The sequence below is a fragment of the Spirosoma flavus genome (assembly GCF_054778555.1).
In genome coordinates this window covers 66,006-79,171 of the sequence record NZ_BAAGZL010000005.1, presented here as the reverse complement: position 1 = coordinate 79,171, position 13,166 = coordinate 66,006, and the positions used below count along the sequence as shown (strand labels likewise).

Sequence of the window (13,166 nt, the reverse complement as noted above, 5' to 3'; positions counted from 1 at the left end):
AAAGGTTACCAACCTATTTACAACTCGGTTAGAACGGGAGGTAAACACCAGCTTCTTTGAGGCTGGTGTTTATGTTTTATGTAAGTTGTAAAGTTATAGGGTTGTAGAGTTATAGGGTTATAGGGTTGTAAAGTTGGCTGACGCATGAATACTGTGCTAGCGTCAGCCAACTTTACAACCCTATAACCCTATAACTCTACAACCCTATAACTTTACAACCCTACAACTTTACAACTAAAAAAAAGTCCCCGCCATCGAAACAACAGCGGGGAGCTTCCAATCTAACTAACCCAAAACTATATGAAACATTTACTATCAATATCTCAATGTTTTACGCATCGACGGTAGATTTTTCTCCGACGAATTGTTGATGTGAGTGTTTAAAAAGCAGATTGAATGAGGTCAGGCTGCCGTAGATTCTGGTAATGTACTGTTGTATATTTATTTTTTCTTCGTCATCAAGTGTGCTAGCATTCACGCGCTGTTCGAGCACGCGGAGCCGATCACGAACCATCACAATCTTATGAAAGAACGCATCAATCGGCATTTCTTTATGGGATAGGTCTGCGCGACCCGGTTTTAGTATCAACTTCCCTCCTTTCCATTTATCACCCAGGGGCACTAGCTCGGATTGATCGACCCAGCGTTGCAGAATACGGGTAAGCGATTGCTCCACATCGAACAGGCTGACCAGATCGCTGTCGGGTTCCAGGGCTTCAATGACGGTCAGCGACGTATCGAATTTGATTATCTTCACGCCATGCTGCACGAACGTAACGGTATAGCCGCCAGCTTTCAGGTTGATAATCACGCCATCGCCAAATTCATCGTGTCGAATCCGCGAACCGATGCCCAATAGGGTAGTCATAAAAAGTATGGGTTTTTGTGTTACATCCTATCACAAACAAACCTTGTGCCAGAATTACATTCGAATTAAAATCTGCTGATTTTTCTGTTTATGTCTCATTCATCCAACGTATCACTTTCTTCTCAAAAGCACTTATTTCGCCTGCCCGAGGGTATGCACTATCTCAATTGCGCTACCCGCGCGCCATGTAGCATTGCCGTCGAAAAGGCTGGTAATGAAGCCATTACTCAACAAACCAATCCATTTGGGTTACGTCCCGATGATTTTTTTAGCGGAGCCGTTATTGTACGAAAACTTTTTTCTGAACTCATCCAAAATCCTGATCCCGAACGTATTGCAGTAATTCCATCGGTATCATATGGCATGGCGGTAGTCGCCCGGAACCTGGTGCGAAAACCGGGAATTCAGAATGGCCAGAAAATTGTATTAGTCGACGGCGAATTTCCGAGTGATGTTTACGCCTGGGACCGAGTCTGTACAGAACTGGGACTGAAAATCGAAACGGTCGATAAACCTGATCAATTTCCGATTGGACCAACCTGGAACGAGCGCTTACTCGACGCCATTGATGCCAACACAGCGCTGGTTGTTGTTCCTCCTGTCCACTGGATGTACGGAACCCGTTTCGATCTGGAAGCGATTAGTCAGAAGGCCCGCCAAGTGGGTGCCTGGCTCGTCATCGACGGCACACAAGCCATCGGCGCCCTCCCCTTCGATCTATCAGCAGTGCAGCCCGATGCCCTGATCTGTGCAGGGTATAAATGGTTGATGGGCCCCTATTCACTCGGCCTGGCCTATTACGGACCGGCATTTGACGACGGTATTCCACTGGAAGAAAGCTGGATGAACCGACTCGACAGTAATCAGTTTCATCGACTGATAGACTACCAGCCAACATATCGGCCGAAAGCGTACCGTTATAACGTAGGCGAGCACACGCATTTCTTACAGATGCCGATGCTTCAGACCGCCCTTGAGCAACTTCTCGACTGGCAACCGATACGTATTCAGCACTACGTTCAGCAGCTCATGGCCGAAGCTTGGCCCGCCCTCGAAGAGTTCGGCTATCGGGTTGAGCCTGAAAACGGGTCAACAGGTCGTTGTCATCATCTGATTGGAATATGGCTCCCTCAAAACGTCGATCCCATGACCGTTCAGCAAGCCTTGCTACGTGAGAACGTATCAGTATCAGCCCGCGCCAACGTACTACGTATCGCTCCTCACGTCTATAATACGTCCGAAGATGTCAACGCGCTGGTACGGGTACTACGTAACATTGGGCAGGAAGGTAAGGATAGAGGGTAAAAATATTGCTAATCCCCTACCCCTCCGCTCTTTCATACAGTTCTAGCGGCAGACCGTCGGGGTCAGCGAAGAACGTAAAGCGCCGACGCGTAAGTTCGTCGATACGTATCGGTTCGGTCACTACATTCTGACTGTTCAGCGACGTAACGGCTTCATCGAGGTTTGACACGGCAAACGCCAGATGCCGCAGCCCCAGCGCTTCGGGGCGAGATGGGCGTTTGGGCGGATTGGGAAACGAAAACAACTCGATCAGATACTGGCCGTTCAGAGCCAAATCTAATTTATAAGATTGCCGCTCGGCTCTGTAGTGTTCATTCAGAATGGAAAAACCCAGAATTTCGGTGTAGAACCGCTTCGATACATGGTAATCCGAACAAATAATGGCAATGTGGTGAACTGCATCAAGGTGTAACATAAAATTCAGGGAGTCAGCAGCGTATCGGTCGCCACGGTGTCAACAGAGGTGCCATCTTTTGGCATAGGCAATGCCCGTTCTACCTCCCGGCGTTTGTTCCAGGGGGCCGTCGTTCGGCTCGCCATATCAATCGCCAGCAATGCGACGATGGTCGTGAAGACGATAAAAACAATAATGAAAATCCGACGATTGCGATTCATGGTACATAAGGCCCTGACAGGCTCCGGCTGTCGGAGTCGCGCTAGCGACTAACCAAATAGTTACAAACCAACAGCCGGAGCCTGTTGGAGCCTATAAATCATTCTTGGGGCAATTGTTTAGGCGACATCTCAAACGTCAACGTACCACTACGTCCTGAAACCTCGCCCCAGTTTAAATCGCCAAACTCGATAGCCAGCACGGCTCCTTTACTCATTGATCCAATATCCTGATGCGTCAGATACTCGGCCAGATATGATACGTCAGGATTGTGCCCTACAATCATCCCTGATTTTACCGTTGCGGGTATGGCGTTAATGGCAGCTAAATAGGCTTTCGGTCCACCGTCAAACAACTTTTCATCCAATTGAATAGTGGCGGTATCAAACCCTAGCTGCTCAGCAATCACCTTCGCGGTATCCTTCGCACGAGGGGCGGTACTGCTGATAATACTCTCAGGGCGAATGTCTTTGCTACGTAGGTAACGCCCCATGCGGGCGGCTGCAATGATACCGTCGGACGTCAGTTGACGGTCGTGGTCAGACATGAACATAGCTCGGTCTTCGGCTTTGGCGTGGCGAACGATATAAAGGGTATTAGGCATTTTTGATTTCAGATTTCAAGTTCCGGATTATTCCGGCTCACGGGAGCAAAAATAAGTCTACAATTAACTTTTACCCATACGTAGTGTTTTATAGATTCAAATTCGCTGTGGGCGATTCGAACGACAATCCGTACTTTTGCGGCAGTAACCAACATCCGGTCACCGTTTTAGTATGAGTTATCAATCCATTCAGCAATTATTAAAAACCGCTCCTGTCGGCACCAACGTAACAGTAAAAGGCTGGGTACGTACCAAACGCGAAAGCAAAAACGCCGTTTTTATCGCTTTAAATGATGGGTCGACCATTAATACGATTCAGGCGGTTGCTCAACCCGACCAGCTTCCTGAAGAAACGCTGAAACTCATCACCACGGGTTCGTGTCTTGCCGTAACGGGGCAATTGGTCGAGTCGCAGGGGGCCGGGCAGGCGGTTGAAGTTAAGATTGAGGACGTAACGGTTTACGGAACCGCCGACCCCGAAAAATATCCGCTCCAGCCCAAGCGGCACTCACTCGAATTTCTGCGCGAGATTGCCCACCTGCGTCCACGTACCAATACGTTCAGTGCGGTGCTACGTATCCGGCATGCGCTGGCGTTTGCAATTCATAAGTACTTCAACGACAACGGGTTTTATTACCTTAATACGCCCATCATTACCGCTTCCGACGCCGAAGGAGCCGGTGAAATGTTCCGTGTCACTACGTTAGATGCCATTAAACCACCACTCAACGAAGAAGGCAAAGTTGATTATAGCCAGGACTTTTTCGGGCGCGAAACGAACCTGACTGTATCAGGCCAATTAGAGGGCGAATTGGGTGCAATGGCATTAGGCAAAATATATACGTTCGGCCCAACTTTCCGTGCCGAAAACTCCAACACGACCCGGCACCTGGCCGAGTTTTGGATGATTGAGCCGGAAATGGCGTTTCACGAATTGGAAGACAACATGAATCTCGCCGAGGATTTTGTCAAAAACGTGATACGTTACGCCATCCAGCACTGCGCCGACGATCTGGCTTTTCTGGACAATCGACTAAAAGAGGAAGAGAAAACCAAAAAGAAGGAAGAACAAAGCGAGCTCGGGTTGCTCGAAAAACTTCAGTTTGTCATCAGCAACGAATTTGTGCGGCTGACTTACACCGAAGCCATCGATATTCTGGTGAATTCGAAACCGGCGAAGAAAGGGCAGTTTCAGTACGAGGTGAAATGGGGTGTCGATTTACAGTCGGAGCATGAGCGGTATCTGGTTGAAAAACACTTTAAGAAACCGGTTATTCTGACCAACTATCCGCGCGAAATCAAAGCGTTCTACATGAAGCAGGACCCTGACGGAAAAACCGTTCGGGCAATGGACGTACTATTTCCCGGCATCGGCGAAATCATTGGCGGCTCGCAACGTGAAGATGATCTCGACAAACTGACCGCCCGAATGCACGAAGTCGGCATTGAACCCGAAGCCCTCTGGTGGTATCTGGACACCCGTCGGTTTGGTTCGGCTCCGCACGCTGGTTTCGGCCTCGGCTTCGAACGGTTGGTGCTGTTTGTAACGGGCATGGGCAACATCCGCGACGTAATCCCATTCCCACGCGCCCCCAAATCAGCAGAATTCTAAACTTAAAGAGCGAAAGAGTGAATGAGTGAAAGAGTGCTGGCACTGGAAATTCACTCGTTCATTCTTTCGCTCTTTCGCTCTTTAACTATGATCCTCGCTCTCCCCATTTTTCTGGCCATGGCTTCCGGCTTCGTCATCGTCGGTGTATATACCGAGCGCAAGGTGTCGGCGTTTATGCAGGACCGGCTCGGCCCGATGGAAACCGGGAAATGGGGCTTGCTTCAGCTTTTTGCTGATCTACTGAAACTACTTCAGAAGGAGGATATTGTTCCCGCTGCCGCCGACCGACGTCTGTTTTTGCTGGCTCCGGCAGTCATTTTTGCGTCCGTTTTTGCTGGTTTTGCCGTATTACCGCTTACACCTGATTTGCAAGGTTCTGGCGCCAATGTTGGCGTATTTTACCTGATGGCAATCGTTTCGTTCGACGTAGTAGGTATTCTGATGGCGGGCTGGGGCTCCAACAATAAATACTCGCTGTTCGGAGCCATGCGGTCGGTGGCACAGATCATCTCCTACGAAATTCCGCTTGGGCTGACCATACTTTGCGTCGTAATGATTTGCCAGACGCTCGATTTACAGACCATTAGCTTTCAGCAAGGCATCTTTTCGACCGGAACCAACTACCTTTTCGGACTGAAAGCGACGGGCATCGACGTAACAAACTGGGGCGGAATTTTCGCCTGGAACGTAGTACGTAATCCGTTTTTATTGATAGCCTACGTCATCTTTTTCATCTGCACACTGGCCGAAAGCAACCGTGCTCCATTCGACCTTCCTGAAGGCGAGTCGGAAATTGTCGCCGGATTTCATACTGAATATTCGGGAATGCGTTTCGCCCTGCTTTACTTGTCGGAGTACGCTATGATGCTGCTGGTGTCGTTTCTGGGCGTTGTATTATTCCTGGGTAGCTGGAACACGCCACTTCCCAACATCGGCCCCGTTCGTTTGGCCGACTGGACCAGTGGCGCCCCCGGAACCGTCTGGGGTAACGTAACGGGCGCTTTCTGGCTACTATCGAAAGCGTTTCTGGCCGTGTTGGTGCAGATGTGGGTACGCTGGACGTTCCCGCGCGTCCGCGTCGATCAGATGATGTTTCTGTGCTGGAAAGTATTGACCCCCGCCGGTTTGCTGTTAATGCTTATCTCAGGCATCTGGCGTCTGCTTATGGTGTAAGCTAGCTATTCAAAAGCTTTTCTCATGAACTCCCTCTGGCAACGTTTTCGACACCGACTTCACGAAATTGTTTTTGAGGCCGATACGTGGGCGGGCCGTGCGTTTGACGTTACGTTACTTTTCCTGATTTTCCTCAGCGTACTGGCCGTGATTCTGGAGAGCGTTCCGTCGATAGCGCGCTTCCACATTCAGCTCTTCGACCGGATCGAGTGGGTCTTCACGATTCTGTTTACCATCGAATACGTAGCACGGATCATCAGCATTCGCCAGCCGTTACGTTACGTCACCAGCTTTTTTGGCCTCGTCGATTTGCTGGCCATTTTACCGAGTTATCTAGGGCTATTCATGTTCGGTGCGCACGAACTGGCTGCCGTGCGGATTCTTCGTCTGCTACGTATCTTCCGGATTTTAAAACTCGGAGAATACACGTCAGCAGCTGCTCTATTGGCTTATTCGCTACGTGAGAGCCGGGCGAAAATCACCGTTTTTTTTGTGGCTATTTTTACGCTCGTCATTACGTTAGGCGCCATGATGTACGTAGTGGAAGGGCGTCACAATGGCTTCGAAAGCATTCCGCTGAGCATCTATTGGGCCGTAATCACCATCACGACGGTGGGCTATGGCGACATTGTTCCCAGCACGCCTATCGGCAAGTTCATTGCTACAATCATCATGCTGCTGGGCTACGTTATTATTGCTGTCCCGACGGGTATTGTCGCTGTCAGCCTGACTGCCGCCAGCAAAAAACAGGAAATCTCTACGCAGGCTTGCCCAAACTGTAGTCGGCAGGGGCACGACCCGGATGCGGCCTATTGTAAGTACTGTGGTTCAGCTCTTTAAAAAGAGAGAAAGTGCGAAAGAGTGAAAGTACGATTAGTCTGCCTGATAGGATTCACTCATCCACTCTTTCGCTCTTTCACTCATTATATTACCTTTGCGGCCTTTTACGTTGCCGTTATGTCTCTTTTCACGCCCAATCCTGTTGACGATCTGGTTTGGCAAACCGCTTGGAAATCGCCGGTGTTTCGCCGAAAATTTATCACCGGTTCCATTAGTTTGCTTGCCTTACTTGGCGCTTTCCCTACGTTTTTTCAGATTATTGAACAGCATAGCGGCCCCGTTCTGAACGACTGGGTTTTAAATCGGATTCCGCCCGTTGACGTATCGCTGATTATTTTTCTGGTAATATGGGCGGCTGCCTTGCTTCTCCTCGTCCGGGTCCGACGTAGTCCGGCTATATTCATGATGTTTGTCTACAGCTACGTTATCGTTAGTCTGTCACGAATGATTAGCATTAATCTGTTACCACTCAATCCGCCGGTTGGGCTGATTCCGATGGTCGACCCGATTACCAATGCGTTTTACGGAAAAGTGTACATCACCAAAGACCTGTTTTATTCCGGCCATACGTCTACCATCTTTTTGATTTTTCTGAGTCTGCGCCGTTGGTGGGATCGCGTGCTGGTTTTTATCGGTTCGCTGATTGTGGGCGCCTTATTACTTGTGCAACACGTCCATTACACCATCGACGTAATGGGCGCGTTTGTGTTCACGTATCCGCTTTACCGACTAGGGAAATGGTTTGCCTTAAGCGGCTGGAACAACGTAGCGAAACCCACTGATCAGAAGGCTTCTCCTAACTGAAAATACAATCCGTTCGATACGCTCTGACCCAGGCCCCAGCCGTAATCGATACGTAGATTCAGGCGTTCTTTTCGATTTAAAGCCACACGAAGTCCACCACCGACCGAGTATTTTAGATTCTGAAAATTAACGTCGTGCAGCCAGTTTCCCACGTTACCTACACCCGCAAAGCCAACTGCACCCAATCGCCAGAATAGTGGCACACGGTATTCGACCTGAGCAACCAGCTGATTTTTACTGCGAAAACGCCCGTCGTAAAAGCCTCGCATGCTATTGGAACCACCAAAACTGGCCAGACTACGTAGTGGTACGTCGCCCGAATTAAAAAATCCATACGCCTGAATAGCCAGTACTTGTTGCCGATACAGGCGTATAAATCGTCGGAAATCCACTACGTAATTGGTGTAATTAAAATCAGAGCCGAACAGTGGCAGAAACTGATTAAAATATATCTGCAGAAAACCACCCTGATCGGGAGCGAAAGCGTTGTTTCGAGAGTCATACGTAATACTCAATCCCGCCCCCGAAATATGATACGGCATCCGGCCCGCTACGTGTTGCTGGTCGAATAAATCGCCCATTGGATGGTCGACACGTAGTAACCGCTGGTACTCATAAATTAATCCGCCAAAAACACGATCCCAAAGTTTCCGTTGCCCGTGCAGGTATACGTAGTACTGTTTGAACGCATACCCTTCTTCGTTCTCATCGGGCGCGTCTTTCCCCAAACCCCAGAATTTATCCGGGAAAGAGCTGTACGACAGCTGGTGATTCAGAATGATACGTTCGCCCGGGAAATACGTAGTACCGTTGATGGCCGCGATAAACTGTTTCCGCAGTGAGTACAGAACCAACGCCTGTGTATTGGAAGTACGTGTCAACGTATCATGCCGACTGAATCGGAATGTAAAGGAACCAGCCCCGCCAAACGACCAGTCCGTTTCAATTGAGCGAGCCACCAAGGGTAAAATTAGTGTATTTCGGGTTCGGAGGAGTTGATTGGGTACCGACTGATGCGGCACCGGTATACTATCGGACTGAGCCCGAATATTCGTAAAAATACCCACCAAAATGCTGATTAACAGCAAAATCGACCGTTTATCAACTATCACAGGCCCAACTACTTAGATACTTTCTAATTAAAGTCGCATTAATTAAATTGCGGCAAAGTAATCCTAAAATTGTAAATTTCGTAGATTTGGGCTTTCAAATAAACCGTCATGTCTGCGCCCATTGGACAGAGCGTGGTCGGCGGTTGGCATCAAATACGGAACTCCCGAATTGTAAACCACCGATATGAGCAAATTAACCTTGCCGCCCTTTAAACTGGGCGAAACCATTACCCCGGAACAACGCCAATTTTTCAATAAGTACGGCGTAATTGTTTTCCGTAATTTTATTGAGCCGGAAACGGTGAAATTATTCATCAGCGAAACAGAACGTATTGAAAAAGAATGGCTGGCAGAAGGCCGTGACAAAGTCAACGGTGTTCCGCTGAAATTTGGTCAGGACGAAGCTGGTAACCCCATGATCCAGCGGATGTGCTTCCTGTCGCAGCACAGTAAAGCACTCCACGAGTTTTTGCAGGACCCACGCCTACAAGCTGTTGTTGACCTGCTACAACCCTACGAAGGACGAATTGCTGAAATCGAAAAAGACGGGCTTATTCTCAACCACTACGTTCGCACAGAAAACAGTAAGTTCTCGCAGATGGGCTGGCACACGGATAGCCCCCGCGATATTTTTCTCGGTCAGCGCATCATGCCGATGCTCAACGTGGGTATCCACCTGAATCCTACTCCTTACGAGAACGGTGGACTGCGTGTGATTCCGGGGACGCACAAGCAAGGCATCTTCAAAATGCTGTTCCGCAAAAAGTATTTCGTTGATAATGACCCCGATAAACATGAAATTGGTTTCGACATCAACGCGGGTGATTTATCGGTACACGACGGTCGTTTGTGGCACCGAGCGCAGCAGTCGCCGTTTTTTGGCGAAGCCAGCCGTCGGCGGGTCATGTATGTACCAGTTGTAACGGGTAAATACATGCCTAAAAACGAGAATAGCAAAACGCCGTTCTATCACCGGTTTATCTCGAAGGTTAATATTTAAGAAGTTATAAAGTCATAGGGTTGTAAAGTTGTAGAGTTGGCGTAGGCACTCCATAACTTTACAACCCTATGACTTTATAACCATACAACTCATTCTATGCCTTACGCCCTCATTACGGGAGCCAGCAAGGGAATTGGTCTGGCGATTGCAAAGGAGCTGGCCCGTCGGAAATTCGATTTGCTGCTGGTAGCTCGCTCCGAATCACTGCTTAAAGAAATTGCGCTTCAACTGGCCAGTGAGCACGCGGTAAAAACTGATTTTCTGGCAATCGACTTAGCCCAGGCAGGCGCGGCACAGGACGTATTTGGCTGGTGTAACGCAAAAAAATACACCGTTCAGATGCTTGTCAACAATGCTGGATATGGGTTGAGCGGCCCATTTGAAAAGCACGCTCTCACCGAACACCTGGATATGATGCAGGTCAATATGACGGCTCTTATTCAATTAACATATCTTTTCCTGCCGCAACTTCACCAGCAACCCAAAGCTTACATTCTGAATATTGGCAGTTCGGCGGCTTATCAGGCAGTTCCCGGCCTTAGTTTGTATTCTGCCTCGAAAGTGTTTGTTCTTCAGTTCAGCCGCGGTTTACGGCAGGAATTAAGAAAAACGTCGGTGTCCGTTACGTGTGTCTGCCCCGGTTCGACCGATACTAATTTTGCCGACCGCGCCCAGATTGGCGAAAAAGGACGTAAAGCCGCTGAGAAAGTCAATATGACTCCCGAAGACGTAGCGAAACAATCTGTTGATGCTACGTTATCTGGTAAAACGGAAGTAGTAACTGGTTTGCTTAATAAAGCTGGGAAGCTGATGGCCTGGCTATTGCCAAAAGGGTTGGTCGAGAAAACAGCCGGCAGTATTTATGACTAAATAGAAGGTTATCCCAGTCAAAACTAAACACCTCTTTTAAGTTTTGACTGGGTTTTCACTTAAATGATCCACTACGTAGGATGCGAACAACCGGCACTACGTTATTCCTCACCAAGTGTTGACGTTTCAAATAGCGTAAATTGCATCCCAGACGGGTCTTGCATACGCTGCACTTTACTCCAGGGAGCCTGCTTCACCTCGGCTAATTTAATTGCACCTGCTTCCGCCAGCTCAGCACCAGCCGTCATAATTGACTCACCAACCTTGAACGCCAATCGAATTGGGCCAGCCACTCGTTGACCCACTTCGATTTCATCTATTTTTTGGGCATGACTGCTATCAATCAATTCGAGTGAAGCCCGGCCTGCATCGAGAATAATGCCGTTTCCGGTTGGCTCATGCCATTCTTTTGACGTTTCTAAACCCAGCGCATCGCGATAAAATTTGATTAGCTCATCAAGATTGTCGACGGTCAGAATAATTCGTAGTTCTGTTGATTTCATCTGGTTTTGTTCTGTGAATGTGTTACCAAATTGACTTTTGCTCGTCAGACGTAACTCCGTTAACGACCATAAAGTTGCTTTACTATCAGGTAAGCCTTACCCTTCGATCGCTGATAAATCGAGCCTCTAATTTGCACTTCGCCAATAAATGGCACTTTATTTGCCCCAGTGTAGTTGTACACGTATAACTTTAGAAAGACGTTGGATGCCGGACTTAACTTTTTGTTCTTTTCCTTTGCCTGCCGACGTCCACCCAACACATGCAATTTTCAGATTTAGATTTAATTGAACCCATCCGGAAAGCACTTGCCGAGGAAGGATATACAAGCCCTACCCCCATTCAGCAACAAGCCATACCCATTCTGTTAAACCGTCGCGACCTGCTGGGTTGCGCTCAGACCGGTACCGGCAAAACTGCCGCCTTTGCTATCCCCATTTTGCAACTCCTGAACGAGGAACGTAGCAAAAACCCTAAAGCGCCCCGACGTATTAAAACGCTGGTATTGACACCAACTCGCGAACTGGCTATTCAGATTGACGAAAGTTTCGCGGCTTATGGCCGACATTTGAACCTGCGCCATGCCGTCATTTTTGGGGGCGTTTCGCAGCATAGTCAGGTGAATGCGATAAAGGCTGGCCTTGACGTATTGATTGCTACGCCCGGTCGGCTGCTCGATTTGATGAATCAGGGGTTTGTTTCGCTACGTGATATTCAATTTTTCGTTCTCGACGAAGCGGATCGGATGCTGGATATGGGCTTTATTCACGATGTACGTAAGGTCATCGCGCGTTTGCCCGAACGACGGCAATCGTTGTTTTTCTCGGCCACCATGCCACCCGACGTAGCAAAACTGGCTGATACAATTCTGCACAATCCGGCGAAAGTTGAAGTGACGCCCGTTTCGTCAACCGCCGATACGATTCAACAGGCCATGTATTTTGTAGGTCGTGAAGATAAGCGGAAACTGCTCGTTCATATTTTGAATGACCGTTCGATACGTTCTGCGCTGGTTTTTGCCCGAACTAAACACGGCGCCGATAAAGTGGCTAAAGATTTGGTGAAAGCCGGTATTCAGGCCGAAGCTATTCATGGTAATAAATCGCAAAACGCCCGGCAACGTGCCCTTTCGAACTTTAAAACCCGCCAGATGCGTGTGCTAGTTGCAACCGATATTGCCGCACGGGGAATTGATGTTGATGAGCTTTCGCACGTTATTAACTACGAGTTACCGAACATTCCCGAAACCTACGTTCACCGAATCGGACGTACTGGCCGGGCAGGTAACGATGGAATTGCTCTATCTTTCTGTGATGCCGAAGAGATTGCCTATCTGAAAGATATTCACAAGCTCATCGGTAAGCAGGTGCCGGTTATTGCCGAACATCCTTACGTATTGGATGTAAAAACGGCAGTTGTCACACCAACGCCCGCGCAACGCCAGGGACGTAGTGCCAACACGAATCGCTCGAATGGACAACGCTCGAATAGCGGAAACCAACGGTCGACTAATGCGAAACCGAATGGTGGCTCGAACCGATCGAATGAACGACGCCCAAATGCAACTGGTAGCCCAGTTCAGCGCGAGGATAATCGCAATCAGCAACGTAGCAACAATGTAAATCGGCCCGATAGCGGTCGGTCAGATCAACGGCGTGCAAACACAGGAAATGCTCAGCCACGACGTACTAGTCATGAACAGAAACCGGCACGAGGAACCGGCAACAGCCGCTATCTGGATTTCAGCTCCGACAAAAATTATTAATGATCAGCCCCGGCCAGAAACCGGGGCTTTTTTACGTAGTGCGGGTGGAAAGGGTAGTTGCTACTTCGTTTATCCTTTTATTAATAGCAACTGCTTACC

The 13,166-nt window shown here is 48.7% G+C and carries 14 protein-coding genes; 8 read left to right on the top strand and 6 right to left on the bottom strand.

Annotated elements, in window-relative coordinates; all coding sequences use genetic code 11:
• Positions 1 to 331: 331 nt before the first annotated feature.
• Complete coding sequence (locus ACYVF1_RS24080; RefSeq protein WP_461083714.1) at positions 332 to 868, bottom strand: hypothetical protein; 537 nt, start codon at positions 866 to 868, stop codon at positions 332 to 334.
• Between the two features lie 90 nt (positions 869 to 958).
• On the opposite strand from ACYVF1_RS24080, the gene ACYVF1_RS24075 reads away from it, so the two are divergent.
• A complete protein-coding gene (locus tag ACYVF1_RS24075; RefSeq protein WP_461083712.1) occupies positions 959 to 2,173 on the top strand; it encodes an aminotransferase class V-fold PLP-dependent enzyme in 1,215 nt (404 codons plus the stop codon).
• Between the two features lie 16 nt (positions 2,174 to 2,189).
• Here the strand turns inward: ACYVF1_RS24075 and gloA2 are convergent, their stop codons facing one another.
• The 3 genes from gloA2 to ACYVF1_RS24060 all read right to left on the bottom strand — a co-directional run bounded on the left by gloA2 (position 2,190) and on the right by ACYVF1_RS24060 (position 3,390).
• On the bottom strand, positions 2,190 to 2,588 hold the full coding sequence (gloA2, locus tag ACYVF1_RS24070; RefSeq protein ID WP_461083710.1) for an SMU1112c/YaeR family gloxylase I-like metalloprotein: 399 nt from the start codon (positions 2,586 to 2,588) through the stop codon (positions 2,190 to 2,192).
• A 5-nt stretch (positions 2,589 to 2,593) separates the two neighbouring features.
• Positions 2,594 to 2,788, bottom strand: coding sequence for a hypothetical protein (locus ACYVF1_RS24065; protein ID WP_461083708.1), 195 nt, complete (start codon positions 2,786 to 2,788; stop codon positions 2,594 to 2,596).
• Positions 2,789 to 2,886: 98 nt separating this feature from the next.
• Entirely contained in the window at positions 2,887 to 3,390 is a 504-nt protein-coding gene (locus ACYVF1_RS24060) for a SixA phosphatase family protein (RefSeq protein ID WP_461083706.1), read from the bottom strand.
• A gap of 172 nt (positions 3,391 to 3,562) precedes the next feature.
• Here ACYVF1_RS24060 and asnS point away from each other — a divergent pair, with 172 nt between their 5' ends.
• The 4 genes from asnS to ACYVF1_RS24040 all read left to right on the top strand — a co-directional run bounded on the left by asnS (position 3,563) and on the right by ACYVF1_RS24040 (position 7,819).
• Positions 3,563 to 5,002, top strand: coding sequence for an asparagine--tRNA ligase (gene asnS, locus ACYVF1_RS24055; RefSeq protein ID WP_461083704.1), 1,440 nt, complete (start codon positions 3,563 to 3,565; stop codon positions 5,000 to 5,002).
• 90 nt (positions 5,003 to 5,092) lie between these two features.
• Positions 5,093 to 6,175: a complex I subunit 1/NuoH family protein gene (locus ACYVF1_RS24050; RefSeq protein WP_461084265.1), complete on the top strand. Its 1,083-nt coding sequence runs from the start codon at positions 5,093 to 5,095 to the stop codon at positions 6,173 to 6,175.
• 24 nt (positions 6,176 to 6,199) lie between these two features.
• Positions 6,200 to 7,015, top strand: coding sequence for an ion transporter (locus ACYVF1_RS24045; protein ID WP_461083702.1), 816 nt, complete (start codon positions 6,200 to 6,202; stop codon positions 7,013 to 7,015).
• 117 nt (positions 7,016 to 7,132) lie between these two features.
• The gene (locus ACYVF1_RS24040) at positions 7,133 to 7,819 is read left to right on the top strand and encodes a phosphatase PAP2-related protein (protein ID WP_461083700.1); all 687 of its coding nucleotides are present in this window, start codon (positions 7,133 to 7,135) and stop codon (positions 7,817 to 7,819) included.
• On the opposite strand, the gene ACYVF1_RS24035 is transcribed toward ACYVF1_RS24040, so the two are convergent.
• Positions 7,798 to 8,931, bottom strand: a complete 1,134-nt coding sequence (locus ACYVF1_RS24035; RefSeq protein WP_461083698.1) for a BamA/TamA family outer membrane protein — start codon at positions 8,929 to 8,931, stop codon at positions 7,798 to 7,800. The two genes, ACYVF1_RS24040 and ACYVF1_RS24035, sit on opposite strands and share 22 nt — an antisense overlap.
• Positions 8,932 to 9,115: 184 nt before the next feature.
• Here ACYVF1_RS24035 and ACYVF1_RS24030 point away from each other — a divergent pair, with 184 nt between their 5' ends.
• Positions 9,116 to 9,931, top strand: coding sequence for a phytanoyl-CoA dioxygenase family protein (locus ACYVF1_RS24030; RefSeq protein ID WP_461083696.1), 816 nt, complete (start codon positions 9,116 to 9,118; stop codon positions 9,929 to 9,931).
• A 96-nt stretch (positions 9,932 to 10,027) separates the two neighbouring features.
• Entirely contained in the window at positions 10,028 to 10,801 is a 774-nt protein-coding gene (locus ACYVF1_RS24025; RefSeq protein ID WP_461083694.1) for an SDR family NAD(P)-dependent oxidoreductase, read from the top strand.
• A gap of 101 nt (positions 10,802 to 10,902) precedes the next feature.
• Here the strand turns inward: ACYVF1_RS24025 and ACYVF1_RS24020 are convergent, their stop codons facing one another.
• Positions 10,903 to 11,304, bottom strand: a complete 402-nt coding sequence (locus tag ACYVF1_RS24020) for a VOC family protein (RefSeq protein WP_461083692.1) — start codon at positions 11,302 to 11,304, stop codon at positions 10,903 to 10,905.
• A gap of 260 nt (positions 11,305 to 11,564) precedes the next feature.
• Here ACYVF1_RS24020 and ACYVF1_RS24015 point away from each other — a divergent pair, with 260 nt between their 5' ends.
• On the top strand, positions 11,565 to 13,067 hold the full coding sequence (locus ACYVF1_RS24015) for a DEAD/DEAH box helicase (protein ID WP_461083690.1): 1,503 nt from the start codon (positions 11,565 to 11,567) through the stop codon (positions 13,065 to 13,067).
• Positions 13,068 to 13,166 lie beyond the last annotated feature (99 nt).